Below are 19,239 nucleotides of genomic sequence, written 5' to 3' on the forward strand. Positions count from 1 at the left end.
TTGAAAACGCTTTCGTCGTTGTGACCGGATTTCTATCTGATATTGTGGGATAAGAAAGTTAGGTAATATCTGGAAAAGCGATAGATGGCCGTCTCCATGGACCAGCTCGAATCCTTCGTGGCGGCGGCCGAGCAGGGCTCGTTCTCCGGTGCGGCGCGGCTGCTGAAGAAGGCGCAATCGGCTGTCAGCACCCACGTCGCCAATCTGGAGACGGACCTCGGGATTGCACTGTTCGACCGGGCCGGTCGTAATCCGGTGCTGACCGAAGCGGGCGCCCGGCTATTGCCGGAAGCGAAATTGATCCTCGATCGCCGCGAGCATCTGATCGGTGTTGCCAGCAGTTTCGAGGCGCATGTCGAGAAGCGCCTGGTGGTGGCGATCGACGAACTCTATCCGGAGAGCGCGGTCGGGGAGCTGTTCGCGGAATTCGCCGGGCGTTTTCCCCATGTCGAGCTGGAACTGCTGTTTCCGATCATGGAGGACGTCAGCCGCCTCGTACTCGACGGCAAGGCCGATGTCGGCGTGATGTGGCGGCAGGAGCAGCTGCCGCCCGAGCTCGGCTTCAAGACCATCGGCTGGGTGCCGCTGCAGCTCGTCTGCGGCAAGAACCATCCGCTGGCGCATGGAAGAGTGGATTGGGAGGAGCTGAAGCGGCATCGCCAGATCATGGTCACGGTGCGTAACGAAGGCACCGAGCGGCACCGGCTGCGTGTCGCAGCCGAGGTGTGGTGGGTCGAGAGCCACTGGGTGATCCTGCAGATCCTCAAGCAGGGCGTCGGCTGGGCGCTGATCCCGGCGCACATCATGGCGAGTTCGCCGGTGGCCGAGGACCTCGCCATTCCCGAACTGGAGTTCGACGAGGGCGCGCATCCCGTTGCGCTCGAAGTGGTCTGGCACAAGCAGCGGCCGGCGGGGCCGGCGGCGAAATGGCTGCGCCGCCGCTTCGCCACGCGACCGCCGATGCTCCGGATGTGACGGGACGGGCGCGTCGGACAACGTCGCTCGCCCCATGGGAGCTGACAGCTCGACGGCGATGTGTTGCCATGCGCGTTGCACTGACTGGACAGGGTGGAGACGATGGCGAAGCAGTTGGAAGGCAAGGTCGCAGCCGTGACCGGGGCGGCGTCGGGCATCGGACTTGCAAGCAGCGAGGCGATGCTGGCCGCCGGTGCGCACGTGGTGATGGTCGACCGTGACGCGGCCGCGCTGCAAGCGATTGCCGGCAGGCACGGCGATGCGGTGATCCCGCTGGTCATCGACCTGCTTGATCCGAAGGCCTGCGCGACGCTTCTGCCAAAGATCCTCGAACAAGCCGGCCAGCTCGACATCCTGCACGCCAATGCGGGAATCTACGTCGGCGGCGATCTCGTCGACGCCGATAGCAGCGCGATCGACCGGATGCTGAATCTCAACGTCAACGTCGTGATGAAGAACGTGCATGACGTGCTGCCGCACATGATCGCGCGCGGGACCGGCGACATCATCGTGACGAGCTCGCTCGCCGCGCATTTCCCGACGCCGTGGGAGCCGGTCTATGCCTCGTCGAAATGGGCGATCAACTGCTTCGTGCAGACGGTGCGGCGCCAGGTGTTCAGGCACGGCATTCGCGTCGGCTCGGTCTCGCCCGGGCCGGTGATCAGCGCACTACTCGCGGACTGGCCGGCGGAGAAGCTCGCGGAGGCCAAGGCGGCGGGCAGCCTGCTGGAGGCGAGCGAGGTCGCCGAGGTCGTGATGTTCATGCTGACCCGGCCGCGCGGCATGACGATCCGCGACGTCGTGATGCTGCCGACGAATTTCGATCTGTAGCGGAGCGTTCCTGCCGCCTCAGGCGGCGCCGCGATCGAACGCCGGCGTGGAGTCTTTTTTCGTCAGCCGGCGCAGGGCCGCAACGTTGGTGGCGACGGAGGCGAGGCGGCACTGTGCCTTGCCGTCGGATTTCGCCTCGTACAGCGCGGCATCGGCAACGGCCAGGAGCTCCTCGGCCTCAGTGCCGTGCTCGGGCGATACGGCGACACCAACGCTGACGCCGACCTTTGCGAAGGTGCCGTCGGCCAGCCGGTAGGGCAACGTGACAGCCTGGATGATGCGCTGGCCGATCCCGAGCGCCTGCTCGGCGCCGGCGCCGTTCGCCAGCACCACGAATTCATCGCCGTGCGATCACCGCGGTCTCGGGCAGCGCGCGCCGCAGCCGCTCGGCGGCCAGCATCAGCACCTGGTCGCCGGCCGCATGGCCATAGGTGTCGTTGATCGGCTTGAAATCGTCGAGGTCGAGGAATAGCAGCGCGAACGGCTTGCGATGTCCGGCCGGAGCCGCCAGCTTCGTGTTCAGCGCGGCGACGAAACCGGCGCGATTGCGCAGGCCGGTCAGGGTGTCGTGATGGGCAAGGTGGCCGTTCTCGCGCTCGGCGCGCATGGTCGCGATCAGCATCTTGTTGAGGCGAAAGGCCGCGACCGTCATCGCCGCGAGATACATCGGCACCTGCAGGAATACGATGAACAGCAGCGGCTCGCCGCCCAGCGCCGCGCCGGGCACGATCGGCCCGAGGCTGTGCAGGATCATGGTTCCGGCAAGGCGCGGGGCGCTGAAGTTGCGGAAGCAGATGCCGCCGACCATCGCCGCCGCAGACAGCGAGGCCAGCATCGCAACCACCCAATCGCCGCTTGCAAGGCTGATCAGCATGCCGAAGCCGACGCTCGCGCTCCAGGCGACCGCAAGGACGAGGTGGAGATCGGTCGGCGTCGGCCGCCCTTCGCGTGCCGCGCGATGCGCAGCCACGAGCACCGCCAGTCGCGAGAGGCAGATGACGAGTTCGAGGACGACCCAGGTAATGAACGGCGCGGTCGGCTCGCGGATCGCAATCACGGCTGCGACTGCGACCGTATTGACCGCGCCGGCCGCGAACACCGGCAGCGAGCCATAGAGATCCCCGATCAGCGCCGCGCGGATGTCATCGGGCACGCCCGGACCCGCATCGGCGAGCCAGCGCGTCACGCCCCAGCGCGGCTGGCTGTATCGTCCTGTTTCGGACTGCATTGTTCTTGCCTCGTATTTTCACGTCGCAACTGACCCGGCCGGAGCTAACAGGCGTTTAAGGCCGCGGCGGATCGCGCGGTGTGATTGACGACAGGTAAATCCGGCGGGCGATCGCGCCGCTGAATACCGATGCCGGAGGCTGCGATGCGGCCGTTGGCCGCGCCGATCCCTTCGGCCAGCGGTTAATTTTCGACCGGCAGCGGTCGCGTGTTGCGGTGATATCGCGGTGATCCTATGAGTTGACCGGGCAGGCGCGACATCTCGCCTGCCGGGCACTCCGGAACGGGTGCCGGCAATCTGCAATGCGCCTGGCGTCGCGGCGTTCGGCGGCCAGTTCTACCGGTTGATGGCTGGCACGACGCCGATACGATTCAGATGACAGAACATAACCTCGTCGCTGCAAGCAGCGAGCCGCGCACCCGGGACAGCCTCATCCGTGATCTGCGTCGCCTCGGCGTGCAGCCGGGCGAGACGCTTCTGGCCCATTGCGCTATGAGCAGGCTTGGTTGGGTGGCCGGCGGCTCGGAAGCCGTGGTGCGTGCGTTGCTCGGCGCGGTCACCGACGCCGGCACGCTGGTGATGCCCGCGCAATCATCGCAACTCAGCGACCCCGCCAATTGGCGCGCCCCGGCTGTCCCGCAAGAATGGATCGAGACGATCCGCGCGAATTTGCCTGCCTTCGACCCGCGCACGACGCCGACCCGCGACATGGGCGCCGTCGCCGAGCTGTTCCGGACCTGGCCAAGCGCACAACGGAGCCAGCATCCGACCTGCTCGTTTGCCGCACTCGGTCCCGAGGCGGAGAAGATCACCGCGCAGCAGCCGCTCGGTGCGCCGTTCGGTGACGAGGGGCCGCTCGGATATCTCTACCGATCGTCCGCGCGGATCCTGCTGCTTGGCGCCGGCTTCGATGCCTGCACCGCGTTCCACTTGGCCGAGCAACGGGCGTGGCCGGGCTTGCCGCGCATCGCGGAAGGCTCACCCATGGTCGTCGACGGCGAGCGCCGCTGGGTTCGGTTCGACGTTGCTGCGGCATATCCGGACGGCTTTCCGGAGATCGGCGCGCAATTGCTCCGGCAGGGGCTGGTTCGGAGCGGCAGCGTCGGCGCCGCCACCTGTCATCTGATGTCGTTGCCGCGCATCGTCGACGCGGCCGCCGGGATCATGGCCGCGCAGCCATTTCCGTTCAGATGAAACGGGCGCGCGGCGCCTAGACTGCCATGAGTTCGTCCGCGCGGCCCGCGCGCTTCGCCTTCTTCAGCCTGGCCGGCGCGAACAGATTGCTTGCGGCAAGACCCGCGGTATCGGCAACGGTCGGATCGCATGACACCATGGCGGCGACGATGGCGCCGTCGATCAACAGCGCGAGCTGGTGCGCGAGCACCGCCGGCTCAGCCGCGCCCATCTCGCTGGCGAGCTTCTCGATATGCGCCAGCACCACCTTCTTGTGCTTCAGTGCGATGTTGCGGAACTGCTTGGCGTCCTTGTCGTGCTCGGCGACCGCGTTGATGAAGGGACAGCCGTAGAAGCGCTCCTCAGCAAACCAGCTCTTCAGGGCAGGGAAGATCCGCGCCAGCTTGGTCTGCGGATCGCCGCCGCCGGCCTCGATTGCGCCGATGAACCATTCGCGCCATTGCCGGCCTTCGCTCTCCAGCACGGCATGCACGAGGTTGGTCTTCGAGCCGAACAATTTGTAGAGCGTGGTTTTGGCGGTGCCGGCCTCGTCGATGATCGCATCGATGCCGGTGGCGTTGATGCCGTTCTTGCAGAACAGATGCGTCGCCGCACTCAAGAGGCGCCCGCGTGCGGACTCGTCGTCGCCGGCGGCGAACGCGGCGGCAGGTTTTTTCTTCGCAATCGTTTTGGCCATGCGCGGCAGTAAATCGGAGCGCGGTGAAATCATCAAGTCGCATCTTCACGGGGGCGGGCATGTGCGCCGTCCTGCGCTCAAAGTAATCGCGGCAGCGCGGCAGATGCACCGCGTTTGAGCAGCCGCGCCCTGATCAATCCGTAGGCAGGCAGGGCTAACCGGCTGCGCGATTTCACCTTTTGATCTGGCGGAGGACTGGCACGCTTCGTGCAGGAAACAGACCGTTCGGTATCCTGACCAAATCCATCGCTCCCAGGGAGAAAACTGATGACCGCTGTCGCTCAAAAAACCGCACTGACCGGCTGCCTCGCGCCGATCGACAGAGGCGGGCTCGAGCAGCTGATTGCCAACGGCAAGGCCAACCCGAAGGTGATCAAGACCTTGAAGTGCAGAACGGTGGCCGAGGGCAAGTTCCGTCACGCCAACTACATCCGAAACCTCGCGCCCTACATCGTCGACGAGCCGCCGGGCTTGCTCGGCGACGACACCGCGCCCAATCCGTCGGAGGCCTCGCTCGCCGCGCTCGGCTCCTGCCTTGCGGTCGGCCTGCACGCCAACGCGGTGCATCGCGGCTGGATCGTCAACAAGCTCGAGCTCGAGCTGGAGGGCGATCTCAACATCACCGCAGTGTGGGGCACCGGCGACGTCAGCGAGAAGCCGGTCGGCTTCACCGATGTCCGCGTCAAGGTCGACATGGAATGCGAGGGCGTCGCGCAGGACGAGATCGACGCGCTCGTGGCGCATGTGAAGAAGTGGTCGCCGGTCGCCAACACCTTCACCCGTCCCGTCAATCTCGAGGTCAGCGCGTAAACGCTCGATCGGCAATTCAAGGTGCGGAGACCAACCATGGGTTCACTGGCTTTATCGCGGGTCGCAGCTCAAGATCCCGCACCGACCATCACCGACGAGGTCGCGCGTCTCGCCCGTCAGGAGCTGGCACCGCTCGCATCCGCGATCGATGCCGGCTCGGTCTATCCCGGCGAATTCCTCCGCCGGCTCGGCAAGGTCGGTGCGTGGAGCAGCCACGTGCCGCAGGAGGGGCCTGCCGACCTCCGCTGGGCGATCCAGTCGATGGCCGCGCTCGGCGAGGTCTGCGGCGCCACCGCCTTCATGGCGTGGTGCCAGAACACGCTGGTCTGGTACGTCGCCAATTCCACCAATGTGAAGCTCGCCGCGCGCTTCGGCAACTGCTTCTCCAGCGGGCGTGCGCTCGGCGGCACCGGGCTCTCCAACCCGATGAAGAGCTTCTTCGGTATCGAGCGGCTGAAGCTGAAGGGCCGCAAGGTCGATGGCGGCTACATCGTCCGCGGCGCGCTGCCCTGGGTGTCCAATCTCGGCCCCGACCACTACTTCGGCACGATCTTCGAGCGCGAGGACGAGGGCAACAAAGGCGAGCCGGGTGGCACGGTCATGTTCCTCGCCGACTGCGCCGATCCCGCGATCACGCTGACGCCGTGCAAGCCGTTCCTGGCGATGGACGGCACCGGCACCTACGGCGTCCAGTTCCGCGACGTGTTCGTGCCTGACGAGTTGATCCTGGCCGAACCGGCTGCACCGTTCGTCAGGAAGATCCGTGCCGGCTTCATCCTGCTGCAGGCCGGCATGGGCCTCGGCCTGATGAAGGATTGCATCAACATCATGGACGAAGTCCATGCGCCGCTCGGTCACGTCAACCGCTATCTGCCGCAGCAGCCGCTGCAGTTCCGCGAGCTTCTTGCCGAGTTCGAGAAGGAGGCGATGACGCTGGCCAGCGATCCCTACAACACCGACGACAGCTACTGGCGACGTGTCGTCGCGCTGCGCCTGCGGATCGGCGATGCCAGCGTCGCGTTCGCGCATGCGGCGATGCTCCATTGCGGTGCGCGCGGCTACCTGATGAGCCACCGCGCCCAGCGAAGGCTGCGCGAAGCCTATTTCGTCGCCATCGTCACGCCCGCCACCAAGCAGCTGCGCAAGATGCTGGCGGACGGCTGAACGAGTTCGGGACCACCACGACTGCAACCACGAACAGGAGAGAGCCATGACGGACGTTCTGATCACCGCCGGCGAACTTGCCGAGCTCGTCAAGAAAGAGCCGTGTGTCATCATCGACACGCGGAATCCGGACGCCTATGCGGGCGGCCATTTGCCCGGTGCCGTCAATGTGCATGACATCTTCACGTTCCTGGCGACCTCGACGCCGGAGGGCATCCACGAACTGAAGACCAAGTTCGCCGATGCCTTCGGCGCCGCCGGTCTATCCGGCAAGGAGACCGCCGTGATCTACGAGCAATCGATGAATTCCGGCTTCGGCCAGTCCTGCCGCGGCTACTATTTGCTGACGATGCTCGGCTATCCCAAGGTGAAGGTGCTGCATGGCGGCTTCGATGCCTGGAAGGCGGCCGACCTTCCCGTGACCACCGACGTTGCGGTGCCGCCGAAGGCCTCCTTTGCGATCGTGCCGGAGGCCGGCGACATCATGATCGACGCCAAGGCGATGCTGGCGGCGGTCGGCAAGCCCGGCGTCGCGATCCTCGACGTCCGCGACGTCGACGAATGGATCGGCGAAAGCTCGTCTCCTTATGGGAAGGATTTCTGCCCGCGCAAGGGCCGCATCCCCGGCGCGGTGTGGCTCGAATGGTACCGGATGATGAAGCCGACCGCCGAGGGCCCACGCTTCAAGTCGAAGGACGAAATCCTGGCGGAGTGTGCGACCGTCGGCATCTCGCAGACCACGCCGGTCTATCTGTACTGCTTCAAGGGCGCGCGCGCCTCGAACACCTTCCTGGCGCTGAAGAACGCCGGCGTGAAGGACGTGCGGATGTACTTCGGCTCCTGGAACGAATGGTCGCGCGACCCCTCGCTGCCGATCGATGAGGGCTTGCCGACCGCGGCCGTCGTCACGGGCAAGGCGGCATAGAACCTGCATGTTTGTCGGCGTCCGGCGGCGCAAAGCGCGGCCGGACGCCGATCAATGAACCGGATCGCGGAGCTCTCCCCGTTTCGGTGCGACAATGGGGCGCAGCATGTCCACCTTTGACGATCCCTTCGATGCCGATCGCGCGCTCACGCGGTCCGGCTGCGCCTGCGGCCAGCATCGCTCGACGGCCGGGCACGATCAGTCCGCACGTACGTGGCGCTGTGAACCGGTGGCCGGCGTTAGCGAGGAGAAGCGGTACGAAGGCATCGTCGCGTCGGCGGTAATGCGGGCGGTGTTTCCGCAAGACATTGCGCGCCGCGCCTTCCTGAAATCGGTCGGTGCCGCGACCGCGCTCGCCGCGCTGTCGGAGTTCTTCCCGCTGAAGACGGCGACGGAGGCGTTCGCCGACGCCGGAACACCGGAGAAGAAGGATCTCAAGGTCGGCTTCATCCCGATCACCTGCGCGACCCCGATCATTATGGCCGCGCCACTCGGCTTCTATGCCAAGCAGGGCCTCAACGTCGAGGTGGTGAAGACCGCCGGCTGGGCGGTCATTCGCGACAAGACCATCAACAAGGAATATGACGCAGCCCACATGCTGGCACCGATGCCGATCGCGATCTCGCTCGGGCTTGGTGCCAACGCCATTCCGTTCACGGTGCCCGCGATCGAGAACATCAACGGGCAGGGCATCACGCTTGCCATCAAGCACAAGGACAAGCGCGATCCGAAGGACTGGAAGGGCATGAAGTTCGCCATTCCGTTCGACTACTCCATGCACAATTACCTGCTACGCTACTATCTCGCCGAGCACGGCCTCGATCCGGATACCGACGTGCAGCTCCGCTCGGTGCCGCCGCCGGAGATGGTCGCCAATCTGCGTGCCGACAACATCGACGGCTTCCTCGCGCCCGACAACATCTGCCAGCGCGCGATCTATGACGGCGTCGGTTTCCTGCACATCCTGTCCAAGGAGATCTGGGACGGCCATCCCTGCTGCAGCTTTGCCGCCAGCCGCGAGTTCATCACGACGGCGCCGAACTCGTTCGCGGCGCTGACGCGGGCGATCGTCGATGCCACCGGCTATGCATCGAAGGCCGAGAACCGCAAGCAGATCGCGGAAGCGATCGCGCCGGCCAACTACATCAACGCGCCGGTGACGGTGCTGGAGCAGGTTTTGACCGGCACCTATGCCGACGGCCTCGGCGGCGTGAAGACCGATCCGAAGCGTGTCGACTTCGATCCGTTCCCCTGGCAGTCCTTTGCGGTGTGGATGCTGACGCAGATGAAGCGCTGGGGTCAGATCAAGGGCGACGTCGACTATCACGCGGTCGCCGAACAGGTCTATCTCGCGACCGACACCAAGAAGGTGATGGCCGAGATGAGGCTCGCGCCGCCCGCCGCCTCGTACAAGTCGTTCTCGGTGATGGGCAAGAACTTCGATCCGGCCAAGCCCGACGATTATCTGGCGAGCTTCAAGATCAGGAAGTCGTCGTGAGGGGCGTGGCTCCCCGCATGCTCGACGATACGGCACGGCGTATGGGTCCCGGCCTGCGCCGGGACGACGGGTTGAGGGAGCGCGCATGACACTCTCACTCCGCCTCCGCGCTGCCATCGTCTCCATCGCGCTGCTCGTTGCCTTTCTCGGCGCCTGGCATCTTGCGACCCGCAGCACGGGGGCGACGGCCAATATGACTCCCGAATATGCAAAACTGATGGGGCTGACCGCAACCCAAGGCAAGTCCGCGATGCCCGGGCCGCTCGATGTCGGCGCCAAGCTTTGGGAGCATCTGAAGCGGCCGTTCTACGACAATGGGCCGAACGACAAGGGGCTCGGCATCCAGCTCGCCTATTCGATCGGGCGCGTCGGGCTCGGCTATCTGATCGCCGTCATCGTCGCGATCCCGCTCGGCTTCATGATCGGCATGTCGCCCTTGATCAGTAGGGCGCTCGATCCGTTCATCCAGGTGTTGAAGCCGATCTCGCCGCTGGCCTGGATGCCGCTGGCGCTCTACACCATCAAGGACTCCTCGATATCGGCGATTTTCGTCATCTTCATCTGCTCGGTGTGGCCGATGCTGCTCAACACCGCCTTCGGTGTCGCCGGCGTGCGCAAGGAGTGGATCAACGTCGCGCGCACGCTCGAGGTCGGCACCGTCAGGCGCGCCTTCACCGTGATCCTGCCGGCGGCGGCGCCGACGATCCTCACGGGCATGCGGATCTCGATCGGGATCGCCTGGCTCGTGATCGTCGCCGCCGAGATGCTCGTTGGCGGCACCGGCATCGGCTATTTCGTCTGGAACGAGTGGAACAACCTGTCGATCACCAATGTGATCATCGCGATCCTTCTGATCGGCCTCGTCGGCATGCTGCTCGACCAGGTGCTGGCGCGCTTCACGCGCATGGTGACGTTTCCGGAGTAGCGATGACTGACAGGTTCATTTCCATCGAGGGCATCGCGCGCCGTTATCCCGGCGCGGGCGGCGGTACCACCACGGTGTTCGAGAACTTCTGGCTGTCGATGGCGCGCGGCGAGTTCGGCTGCGTGATCGGGCATTCCGGCTGCGGCAAGACCACGGTGCTGAACATCCTCGCCGGGCTCGACGAGCCGAGCGAAGGAACCGTCATCGTCGACGGGCAGGGCATCGAAGGTACCAGCCTCGACCGCGCCGTGATCTTCCAGAGCCATGCGCTGCTGCCGTGGCGCACGGTGCTCGGCAACGTCGCTTATGCCGTGAGCTCGAAATGGCGCAAATGGGATCGCGCCCGGGTCAGGGCCCACGCGCAGAGATTCATCGATCTCGTCGGGCTGACCGGCTCCGAGCACAAGCACCCATCGGAGCTGTCGGGCGGCATGAAGCAGCGCGTCGGCATTGCGCGGGCGCTGTCGATCACCCCGAAGATCATGCTGATGGACGAGCCGTTCTCGGCGCTGGACGCGCTGACCCGCGGCACCTTGCAGGACGAGGTACGGCGGATCTGCCTGGAGACCGGGCAGACCACCTTCATGATCACCCATGACGTCGACGAGGCTATCTTCCTCGCCGACAAGATCTTCCTGATGACCAACGGCCCCGGCGCTGTGCTGGCCGAGATCGTCGAGAACCCGCTGCCGAAGGAGCCCGGCCGCATCGACCTGCACCGCCATCCCTATTACTATGCGCTGCGCAACCATATCGTCGATTTCCTGGTCAGCCGCAGCAAGAGCTTTGCCGCCGAGGTGACCGGTCACGATCCGCGCCACGTGCCAACGGTGCGGCCCGGCGTCGGCGAGCCCACGATCGTCTCGCCGCCGCGCGTCGTCGAACCCAATCCCGCGCAGAGCGTTGCGCGCTGAGCCCAAGGAGGAAGCCTCATGAAACGCGAAGACCTCACCGAAAAGCTGCTCGACATCAAGCGCGAGAAGGGCTGGAGCTGGAAGCACATCTGCGAGAGGATCGGCGGCTACTCAGAGGTCCTGATCGTCGGCGCGATCCTCGGCCAAATGAAGCTGACAAAGCCGCAGGCGGCCAATGCCGGCGAGTTGTTCGGGCTGTCGAAGTCGGAAATCGCGATGCTGAACGAAACGCCGATGCGCGGCATGCCGATGCCGCCGACCGATCCCCTGATCTACCGGTTCTACGAACTCGTGATGGTCAACGGTCCGGCCTGGAAGGCGCTGATCGAGGAAGAATATGGCGACGGCATCATGTCGGCGATCGACTTCGACATGGTGATGGAGCGCCTGCCGAATCCAAAAGGCGACCGCGTCAAGATCACGATGTCGGGCAAGTTCCTGCCGTACAAATATTACGGCGCCAGCGGCAACGTGCCGGAATACGGCTTCAAGGAAGAGTGAGGGGAGGGGGCGCGAATGGCGAGTAGCGAATCGAATCGCTACTCGCGAATGGCGAATGACGTCACAGGATCGTGCCCGGCGCGTAGCTCGCCGCTTCCGGCTTGGCCCGGGCCAGCGCCTCGACCTGCTCGGCGAAGTGATCGACCTGGGCGCCAGCGTCGCCCGAGTTGGCGCGACCCTGCGCGAGCACGAGCTGCAATTCGGCTTCGCTGAGGCCAAGACGCTTGTCGGCGGCGAGACGCTGCAGCAGATCGTTCTGCACGATCTTGCCGGTGCGCAGGTCGCCGATGGCCGCGACGGCGTGCTCCTTGATCGCCTCATGCGCGCCTTCGCGGCCGGCGCCCTTCTTCACCGCTTCCATCATGACCGTGGTGGTCAGCAGGAAGGGCAGATAGCGGTTGAGCTCGGTGGCGACGACGGCTTCGAACACCTCCATCTGGTCGAGCACGGTGAGCAAGGTCTCGAGCAGGCCATCCATTGCGAGGAAGGCGTCGGGCAGCATGACGCGGCGGACCACGGAGCAGGACACGTCGCCCTCGTTCCACTGATCGCCGGCGAGCCCCGCGGCCATCGCGAGATAGCCCTTCAGGATCACATGCAGGCCGTTGATGCGCTCGCAGGAGCGGCTGTTCATCTTGTGCGGCATCGCCGACGAGCCGACCTGGCCCTTGGCAAAGCCTTCGCTGGCAAGCTCATGGCCCGCCATCAGGCGGATGGTCTTGGCGAAGTTGCCGGGACCGCTGGCGAGCTCGGTGAGGACGCTGACCGCACGGAAATCGAGGCTGCGCGGATAGACCTGGCCCACGGCATCGAGCGCTTTGGGCAGGCCGAGGTGAACGAGGATGCGCTGCTCGAGCGCGCGCGCCTTGCCGGCGTCGCCATTGAACAGCGTGATCTGGTCGAGGCGGGTGCCGACGGCGCCCTTCAGGCCGCGGGCGGGGTAGGTCTGCAGCACATGGACCAGGCTCTGATGCGCCAGCAGCATCTCTTCGCCTGACATGGCGATGCGCTTGCCGAGCGTCGTGACCTGCGCGGCGACGTTGTGGGTGCGCGCGGTGAACGGGATGTCGCGCAACTGCTCCGCGCGCTTCGCAAACCGAATCAGCGCCGCGATGCTCTTGGTCTCGACCAGCTGCAACGCGCGGTAGACCTGCAATTGTTCGACGTTCTCGGTGAGGTCGCGGCTGGTCATGCCCTTGTGCAGGTGCTCATGGCCGGCCAGATCGCAGAACTCCTCGATGCGCGCCTTGACGTCGTGGCGGGTGACGCGCTCTCGCGCTGCATGATGGAGGCCAGGTTGATCTGGTCCTTGACGCGCTCGTAGCTTTCGATCACGCCGTCCGGAACCGGAATGCCGAGATCGCGCTGGCCCCTCAGCACGGCGATCCAGTAGTCGCGTTCGAGGCGAACCTCGCCCTCGCCACTCCAGATGGCGCGCATGGCGGGTGAGGCGTAACGTTCAGCGAGAACGTTGGAAATGTGATCCTGGGACATGATCCCGCTCTCTTGGCATTGCCTGAGGCTGGCTGCAAGTCGCGACCTGTCATGAATCGTCAGGTCTGGTAGCACCTTGGCCGGACTTGCGGTGTTGGCGCCACCATACCAGATCAGTGGATACGCCGCCTCAGGCAATCCCGGGGCGGCGCCGGCATTCCCGGGTGCGGGACAGGACGTCCCACCCGCTACTCGCCTTTCGCCGCAGCAAATGCCTCGCGCACCTCCTTCACCGGCGCCATGTCGCGCACGAAGCTGAACGCGCCCTGGTCCTTCATCTCGCGGGCACAGCGCAGGAACGCGGCTAGCGCGTGCCGCTCCATCGCGCCGCCGACGCTGATGCGCTTGACGCCGGCGGCGGACAATTGCTCGACGGTCAAGGTCGGATCGGCAAAGCCCATCACGAGATTGAATGGCCGCTTCACGGCCGACACCACGGTCCTGATGGTGCCGATGTCGTACAAGCCCGGAGAATACAGCACGTCGGCGCCGGCGGCCTCGAACGCCTGCAGCCGCTTGATGGTGTCGTCGAGATCCTTGCGGCCGTGCAGGAAGTTCTCCGCGCGCGCGGTCAGCGTGAACGGGAACGACAGCGCCCGCGCCGCTTCGACGGCGGCCTGAACCCGCTCGACCGCGAGCGAGAAGTCGTAGATCGGATGCTGCGGGTTGCCGGTCGAATCCTCGATCGAGCCGCCGACGACGCCGGCCTCGGCGGCGCGGGTGATCGCCTTTGCCGCGGTCTTCGGATCGTCCGCGCCACAATTTTCCAGATCGGAGTTGACGGGCAGGTCGGTGGCCTCGGCGATCACCCGGCAGTTCTCGATGATGGCATCGACGCTGACGGTTGCGCTGCCGAGCGTGTTGGCGAGCCCGAGGCTGGTGGTCGCGAGCGCCTCGAAACCCATCGCCGCGAGCAGCTTTGCCGTGCCGGCATCCCAGGGATTCGGGATGATGAAGGCGCCGGGACGCTGATGCAGTTCGCGAAACCGTGCTGCCTTGTCTGCCTGGGTGCGCATGTGAACTCCTGATGATTGAAAAATGCGACTGGCCCAGCGATAGGGCGGTTTCGGCTATCAGCCAAATTTGTTATTTCTTTCGATATCATCAGCTTTTTGCATGAGGCGAGGGGTGGACAGTGACGCGCTCAATACGTTCCTGGTGGTGCATCGCCGCGGCGGAATCTCGAATGCCGCGAAGGCGCTGCACCGCTCGCAGCCGGCGATCTCGCGGCGTATCGCGCTGCTCGAGCAGGAACTCGGCGTGCCGTTGTTCGAGCGCATCGCAGGCAAGACCAGATTGAGCGATGCGGGGCGGGTGATGGTGCCCTATGCCGAACGCGCGGTGGCGGCGGCGCAGGATGCCGAGAATGCGGTGCGCGCGCTGCTGCGTGACAATTCAGGTCCCGTGGCGTTGGCTGTGACCGGCACCCTTGCGGGCGAGCGGCTCTCGAAGGTGCTGAAGCGTTTTGCGCGCCGGCATCCGGATGTCGCGCTGACGCTGCGCACCGCGACCAGTGCCGAGGTCAGCGATCTGATCCGGCGCGGCGAAGCGACCATCGGGTTGCGCTACGACCGCGATCGCTCCGGCGAACTCGATTGCGAGGTGCTGTTCGCCGAGCCGCTTGGGGTGGTCTGCGCGCCGGACCATCCGCTGGCGGGACGCCGGGTCGGCAAACTCGCCGATCTCAGGGACGAGCGCTGGATCGCATTTCCCGAGGTGCCCGGACGGCGCGAGATAACTGCTTCGCACGTGTTCGCGCTGTTCCTGACGCACGGGCTCGGCGAGGTCGCCTGGACGCCGGTCGACAGCCTCACGGCGCAGAAGCGGCTGGTCGAGGCCGGACTCGGGATCGCGCTGCTTTCACAGAGCAATGCGGCGGAGGAGCTGCGCGCCGGCTCGATCGCGACGATCCGCGTCGGCAATCTCACCGCCAGCCATGAGGTCGTCGCGGTGACGCGGCATGGCGGCTTTCTCAGCGCCGCGTCGCGCCGTCTGCTCGACATCATCCGGGCTGACTTCACCAAAACGAGAGTCCCAAACACGTCGCGCCGGAACGGTGTCCGGCGCGCGTAAGAATGTCGAATTGGAGCTCAGGGGGCGCGAGAGCTCAGGTTCCCGGCTTACGTCCCCGCCTTCACCTGCGCTGCCGCCACCGCCAGCAGTTCGTCCATCTTGGCGCGAACGTCGCGCTCGGTGGTGGCCTGGCCCTTGGCGGTGAGGTCCCTCAGCACCTTGTGCAGCACGTCATTGTCGCCGGCTTCCTCGAAATCGGCGGCCACCACCTCCTTGGCGTAGGCATTGGCGGCGTCGCCGGCGATGCCGAGCTTCTCGGCGGCCCACAGGCCGAGCAGCTTGTTCCGGCGCGCTTCGGCCTTGAACTTCTGCTCCTCGTCGAGGGCGAACTTCTTCTCGAAACCTTCCTCGCGCTTGTCGAATTCGTTCATGCCGAAGTTCCAATTCCTGCTGAATGGCGGGCTCCAGCTCGTTGCGGCAGCCCCGATGCCTGCCTAGATAAGTGGGAGGAATCGGCAAGACAACGAGCCGTTAAGCCGCAGGCAGAACAGGCGGAATCGGGCCTTTTTGATAGGGCGGTATAAGTGCCCTGAAGGGGGCACTATCGATTGTGCTGGATGGGCCAATCGGATAGGTTGCCAACAGGCATGGTTCTTGTTCTGTTTCCAGTTGGATTGCCCAGGTTCCAGGCCTCCGCGGCAGCTCCGTCGTGGGTCGTAACCCCAAGTCATCCGGAGCACCCAAATCCATGGATTTCAACAAAACACGGTACATCCCAATGAGCCGTCGACGCCGTATTTATGAAGGCAAGGCCAAGGTGCTTTACGAAGGCCCCGAGCCGGGAACCCTGATCCAGCACTTCAAGGACGACGCGACCGCGTTCAACGCCAAGAAACACCAGGTGATCGAGGGCAAGGGCGTCCTCAACAACCGGATCTCGGAGTACCTGTTTCAGCACCTCAACGACATCGGGGTGCCGACCCACTTCATCCGCCGCCTCAACATGCGCGAGCAGCTGATTCGCGAGGTCGAGATCGTGCCGCTCGAGGTGGTGGTGCGGAACGTCGCCGCCGGCTCGCTGTCGCAGCGGCTCGGGATCGAGGAGGGCACCCAGCTGCCGCGCTCGATCATCGAGTTCTATTACAAGAACGACCAGCTCAACGACCCCATGGTGTCGGAAGAGCACATTACCGCTTTCGGCTGGGCCACGCCGCAGGAGATCGACGACATCATGGCGCTGGCCATCCGCGTCAACGACTTCCTGACCGGCCTCTTCCTCGGCATCGGCATCCGCCTCGTCGACTTCAAGATGGAGTGCGGGCGGCTGTTCGAGAACGAGATGATGCGGATCATCGTCGCCGACGAGATCTCGCCGGATTCCTGCCGTCTGTGGGACATCAAGTCGAACGAGAAGCTCGACAAGGACCGTTTCCGCCGGGATCTGGGTGGCCTGCTCGAGGCCTATACCGAAGTTGCGAAGCGGCTCGGCATTCTGATTGAAAACGAGCGGCCGGCCGGCAGCGGTCCGGTGCTGGTGAAGAGCTAAGCTCAAGGGGCGACCGTGAAAGCACGTGTGACTGTGACATTGAAGTCGGGCATCCTCGATCCGCAGGGCAAGGCGATCGAGGGCGCGCTGAAATCGCTCGGCGTCGACGGCATCGCCAGCGTTCGCCAGGGCAAGGTGTTCGACATCGAGCTCGCTGCGACCGACAAGGCCAAGGCGGAGGCCGCGCTGAAGGCCGCCGCGGACAAGCTGCTGGCGAACACCGTGATCGAGAATTATCGGGTCGAGGTTCTGGGCTGACCGGGCGCGCCAAATGATGATAGCCGCTCCCGCCACTTTTCGCAGTGACCGAGTGTTCGTCCGGGCGCTGATGGCCGGCTTGCTGACGGCGGCTGGAATCGGCGCGACTTCGGCTCAATCGGCACCGCCATCCGCCACGACGCCGGCGCCGCCGTTCACGGTCAGCGGATGGAGCTACGAGCGCCGCGGCTCCGATATGCACATGTTCCGCTGCGCCCAAGCGTCCTGCGGCGCGGGCTCCAAGGTGAGCTACCGGTATTACACCGGCGGAAAGCAGATGACGCTCGACCAGTTCCGTGCGGGGCAGGAGCAGATCATCAAGGCGCTGGAGCAGCGGACGCCGGGGCAGCGCATCACGCTGCTCGGCGTCGACGGCGACAAGGGCACGGCGGGGCCACGGATGTTCAAGGCGCGGCGCCTGACCGTGACGGCCGACGGCGCAAGCGAGTATCAGGTCAGCGGCTTGTTGCTCGGCGGACAAGGCTCCGCCAGCCTGATCAGCTCGGCGCGTGACGAAAAGGCCAGCAACGATAATTACGCAAAGTTTGCCGCCGCAGCCAAGCTCGTGCTGGCGCCCAAATCCAGGTGATGCAATGAAATCAGCCGTCCTCGTCTTCCCCGGCATCAATCGCGAGCGCGACATGGCGCGCGCGCTCAAGCTTGCATCCGGCAATGAGACCGCGATGGTTTGGCACGCCGAGACCGCGCTGCCGCAAGGCACCGATCTCGTGGTGGTACCCGGCGGCTTCTCCTATGGCGACTATCTGCGCTGCGGCGCGATCGCGGCCCGCGCGCCTGTCATGGACGCGGTGCGCGACTTCGCCGCCAAGGGCGGCCTCGTGCTCGGCGTCTGCAACGGCTTCCAGATCCTCTGCGAGTCCGGGCTGTTGCCGGGCGTCTTGATGCGCAATGCCGGGCTGAAATTCGTCTGCCGCGACGTGCATATGAAGGTCGAGCGCTCCGACACGCCGTTCACCCGCGGCTACAATGCCGGTCAGGTGATCCGCGTACCGGTGGCGCATGGCGAGGGCAACTACGAGGCGGACGAGGAGACGCTGAAGCGCCTCGAGGGCGAGGGGCGGGTGCTCTACCGCTACTGCTCGCCCGAGGGCGTGGTCGACGAGGCCTCCAATTTCAACGGTGCTGCGCATTCGATCGCCGGCATCGTCAACGAGCGCGGCAACGTGCTCGGCATGATGCCGCATCCGGAAAACCACGTCGAAGAGATCATGGGCTGCACCGACGGCCGCGGCCTGTTCGCAGGGCTGGTCCAGCAGTTCGAGAAGGCGGCGTAACCATCATGTTTGGAAGGTGCCTTGCCGCAGCGGCAGCCGCATTTCTGCTGCTTGCGGCGGCTGCGCGCGCCCAGGATACCTCGAAGCTGGACTTTCCGAAGCGTCCGATCACGATGATCGTGCCGTTCACGGCCGGCGGCACCTCGGACGTGATCGCCCGCGCGGTCGCCGACCAGATGAGCGCGGCGCTCGGCCAGTCCATCATCATCGAGAATGTCGGCGGCGCCGGCGGCTCGACCGCGCTGACCCGCGCCGCGCGCGCCGAGCCGGACGGCTACACGATCGCGATCGGCAATGCCGGCACCAACGCCGCGACTTACACCATCTATCCGAAACTGTCGTTCACGCCTGATTCCTTCGCGCCGATCGCCGTCGTGGCGAAAACTTTCGGCATCGTTGCGCTGCGCAAGGATTTTCCGGCCAAGGACCTCAGGGAATTCATCGACTACGCCAGGAAGAATCCGGGCAAGGTCAATCTCGGCCATGCCGGCGTCGGCTCATCGAATTATTTGATCTGCAAGAGCTTCGTGCATGCCGCCGGGATCGACGTGCAGCTGGTCGGCTATCGCGGCGCGGCGCTCGCGCTGACGGACGCGATCGGCAGCCAGATCGACGGCGTCTGCGATGCCGCGGCCTCGGTGTCGCAGGCGATCGACGACAAATTGGTGAAGGCGGTCGTGGTCGGCTCGACCGTGCGGCTCGCCTCGCTGCCGGACTTGCCGACCTCGGTTGAGGCAGGCCTGCCCGAGTTCGAGGCGCAAGGCTGGAACGGCCTGTTCGCACCGAAGGGCACTCCGCCCGAGATCATCGCCAAGCTCAACGCGGCCGCGCGCACCGCGGTTGCGAGCGAGGCGGTGAAGAAGCGCTTCCTCGACCTGTCGACCGTCGCCCCCGACGCCAACGAGCTCGCGCCCGAGGCGCTGCAGCAACTCGTGACCCGCGACGTCGCGAAGTATCGCGCGCTGCTCGCTGACGACAAGAAGTAGCCGGCG

The 19,239-nt window shown here is 65.4% G+C and carries 21 protein-coding genes and 1 pseudogene; 16 read left to right on the forward strand and 6 right to left on the reverse strand.

Features of this window, described 5'->3' with window-relative positions; all coding sequences use genetic code 11:
* Nucleotides 1–84 precede the first annotated feature (84 nt).
* Both ACVISU_RS36370 and ACVISU_RS36375 read left to right on the forward strand, forming a co-directional pair.
* Nucleotides 85–975, forward strand: coding sequence for a LysR family transcriptional regulator (locus ACVISU_RS36370; protein WP_050402027.1), 891 nt, complete (start codon nucleotides 85–87; stop codon nucleotides 973–975).
* 102 nt (nucleotides 976–1,077) lie between these two features.
* Nucleotides 1,078–1,806, forward strand: a complete 729-nt coding sequence (locus ACVISU_RS36375) for an SDR family oxidoreductase (RefSeq protein ID WP_050402064.1) — start codon at nucleotides 1,078–1,080, stop codon at nucleotides 1,804–1,806.
* Nucleotides 1,807–1,824: 18 nt separating this feature from the next.
* On the opposite strand, the pseudogene ACVISU_RS36380 reads toward ACVISU_RS36375, so the two are convergent.
* Nucleotides 1,825–3,034: pseudogene (locus ACVISU_RS36380) on the reverse strand (diguanylate cyclase).
* Between the two features lie 375 nt (nucleotides 3,035–3,409).
* Between ACVISU_RS36380 and ACVISU_RS36385 the strand changes: the two are divergent.
* A complete protein-coding gene (locus ACVISU_RS36385) occupies nucleotides 3,410–4,228 on the forward strand; it encodes an aminoglycoside N(3)-acetyltransferase (protein WP_456710179.1) in 819 nt (272 codons plus the stop codon).
* 16 nt (nucleotides 4,229–4,244) lie between these two features.
* Here the strand turns inward: ACVISU_RS36385 and ACVISU_RS36390 are convergent, their stop codons facing one another.
* On the reverse strand, nucleotides 4,245–4,904 hold the full coding sequence (locus tag ACVISU_RS36390) for a TetR/AcrR family transcriptional regulator (RefSeq protein WP_050402063.1): 660 nt from the start codon (nucleotides 4,902–4,904) through the stop codon (nucleotides 4,245–4,247).
* A gap of 267 nt (nucleotides 4,905–5,171) precedes the next feature.
* Here ACVISU_RS36390 and ACVISU_RS36395 point away from each other — a divergent pair, with 267 nt between their 5' ends.
* The 7 genes from ACVISU_RS36395 (at nucleotide 5,172) to cynS (ending at nucleotide 11,641) form a co-directional block, all read left to right on the forward strand.
* Nucleotides 5,172–5,714 carry an OsmC family protein gene (locus tag ACVISU_RS36395; RefSeq protein ID WP_050402025.1) on the forward strand — a complete coding sequence of 181 codons (543 nt, stop codon included), beginning with the start codon at nucleotides 5,172–5,174 and terminating at the stop codon, nucleotides 5,712–5,714.
* A 36-nt stretch (nucleotides 5,715–5,750) separates the two neighbouring features.
* Entirely contained in the window at nucleotides 5,751–6,878 is a 1,128-nt protein-coding gene (locus ACVISU_RS36400) for an acyl-CoA dehydrogenase family protein (RefSeq protein ID WP_456710180.1), read from the forward strand.
* Nucleotides 6,879–6,924: 46 nt separating this feature from the next.
* Nucleotides 6,925–7,803, forward strand: a complete 879-nt coding sequence (locus tag ACVISU_RS36405; protein ID WP_050402023.1) for a sulfurtransferase — start codon at nucleotides 6,925–6,927, stop codon at nucleotides 7,801–7,803.
* Between the two features lie 106 nt (nucleotides 7,804–7,909).
* Nucleotides 7,910–9,301 carry a CmpA/NrtA family ABC transporter substrate-binding protein gene (locus ACVISU_RS36410; RefSeq protein ID WP_456710181.1) on the forward strand — a complete coding sequence of 464 codons (1,392 nt, stop codon included), beginning with the start codon at nucleotides 7,910–7,912 and terminating at the stop codon, nucleotides 9,299–9,301.
* Nucleotides 9,302–9,386: 85 nt separating this feature from the next.
* On the forward strand, nucleotides 9,387–10,226 hold the full coding sequence (ntrB, locus tag ACVISU_RS36415) for a nitrate ABC transporter permease (protein WP_456710182.1): 840 nt from the start codon (nucleotides 9,387–9,389) through the stop codon (nucleotides 10,224–10,226).
* A gap of 2 nt (nucleotides 10,227–10,228) precedes the next feature.
* Entirely contained in the window at nucleotides 10,229–11,140 is a 912-nt protein-coding gene (locus ACVISU_RS36420) for an ABC transporter ATP-binding protein (RefSeq protein ID WP_456710183.1), read from the forward strand.
* A gap of 18 nt (nucleotides 11,141–11,158) precedes the next feature.
* The gene (gene cynS / locus ACVISU_RS36425; protein WP_050402019.1) at nucleotides 11,159–11,641 is read left to right on the forward strand and encodes a cyanase; all 483 of its coding nucleotides are present in this window, start codon (nucleotides 11,159–11,161) and stop codon (nucleotides 11,639–11,641) included.
* 61 nt (nucleotides 11,642–11,702) lie between these two features.
* Here the strand turns inward: cynS and ACVISU_RS36430 are convergent, their stop codons facing one another.
* The 3 genes from ACVISU_RS36430 to ACVISU_RS36440 all read right to left on the reverse strand — a co-directional run bounded on the left by ACVISU_RS36430 (nucleotide 11,703) and on the right by ACVISU_RS36440 (nucleotide 14,151).
* Nucleotides 11,703–12,881 carry a lyase family protein gene (locus tag ACVISU_RS36430; RefSeq protein ID WP_456710979.1) on the reverse strand — a complete coding sequence of 393 codons (1,179 nt, stop codon included), beginning with the start codon at nucleotides 12,879–12,881 and terminating at the stop codon, nucleotides 11,703–11,705.
* Nucleotides 12,830–13,135, reverse strand: a complete 306-nt coding sequence (locus ACVISU_RS36435) for a hypothetical protein (protein WP_456710184.1) — start codon at nucleotides 13,133–13,135, stop codon at nucleotides 12,830–12,832. The genes ACVISU_RS36430 and ACVISU_RS36435 overlap by 52 nt, the downstream gene beginning before the upstream one ends.
* 188 nt (nucleotides 13,136–13,323) lie before the next feature.
* Entirely contained in the window at nucleotides 13,324–14,151 is an 828-nt protein-coding gene (locus tag ACVISU_RS36440; protein WP_456710185.1) for an isocitrate lyase/PEP mutase family protein, read from the reverse strand.
* 112 nt (nucleotides 14,152–14,263) lie between these two features.
* On the opposite strand from ACVISU_RS36440, the gene ACVISU_RS36445 reads away from it, so the two are divergent.
* The gene (locus ACVISU_RS36445; protein ID WP_456710186.1) at nucleotides 14,264–15,208 is read left to right on the forward strand and encodes a LysR family transcriptional regulator; all 945 of its coding nucleotides are present in this window, start codon (nucleotides 14,264–14,266) and stop codon (nucleotides 15,206–15,208) included.
* Between the two features lie 47 nt (nucleotides 15,209–15,255).
* Here ACVISU_RS36445 and ACVISU_RS36450 read toward each other — a convergent pair whose 3' ends face one another.
* Nucleotides 15,256–15,579: a DUF1476 domain-containing protein gene (locus ACVISU_RS36450; protein WP_050402016.1), complete on the reverse strand. Its 324-nt coding sequence runs from the start codon at nucleotides 15,577–15,579 to the stop codon at nucleotides 15,256–15,258.
* A 347-nt stretch (nucleotides 15,580–15,926) separates the two neighbouring features.
* On the opposite strand from ACVISU_RS36450, the gene purC reads away from it, so the two are divergent.
* Genes purC through ACVISU_RS36475 form a run of 5 tightly spaced genes read left to right on the forward strand, consistent with a single transcriptional unit; the run spans nucleotide 15,927 to nucleotide 19,233 of the window.
* Nucleotides 15,927–16,694, forward strand: a complete 768-nt coding sequence (purC, locus tag ACVISU_RS36455) for a phosphoribosylaminoimidazolesuccinocarboxamide synthase (protein WP_016843454.1) — start codon at nucleotides 15,927–15,929, stop codon at nucleotides 16,692–16,694.
* 15 nt (nucleotides 16,695–16,709) lie between these two features.
* The gene (gene purS / locus ACVISU_RS36460) at nucleotides 16,710–16,952 is read left to right on the forward strand and encodes a phosphoribosylformylglycinamidine synthase subunit PurS (RefSeq protein WP_050402015.1); all 243 of its coding nucleotides are present in this window, start codon (nucleotides 16,710–16,712) and stop codon (nucleotides 16,950–16,952) included.
* A gap of 52 nt (nucleotides 16,953–17,004) precedes the next feature.
* Entirely contained in the window at nucleotides 17,005–17,541 is a 537-nt protein-coding gene (locus tag ACVISU_RS36465) for a hypothetical protein (protein ID WP_456710187.1), read from the forward strand.
* Nucleotides 17,542–17,545: 4 nt separating this feature from the next.
* On the forward strand, nucleotides 17,546–18,247 hold the full coding sequence (purQ, locus tag ACVISU_RS36470) for a phosphoribosylformylglycinamidine synthase subunit PurQ (RefSeq protein ID WP_050402013.1): 702 nt from the start codon (nucleotides 17,546–17,548) through the stop codon (nucleotides 18,245–18,247).
* Nucleotides 18,248–18,252: 5 nt separating this feature from the next.
* Nucleotides 18,253–19,233 carry a tripartite tricarboxylate transporter substrate-binding protein gene (locus ACVISU_RS36475; protein ID WP_456710188.1) on the forward strand — a complete coding sequence of 327 codons (981 nt, stop codon included), beginning with the start codon at nucleotides 18,253–18,255 and terminating at the stop codon, nucleotides 19,231–19,233.
* Nucleotides 19,234–19,239: the final 6 nt, after the last annotated feature.

The sequence above is a fragment of the Bradyrhizobium sp. USDA 4452 genome (assembly GCF_054063575.1).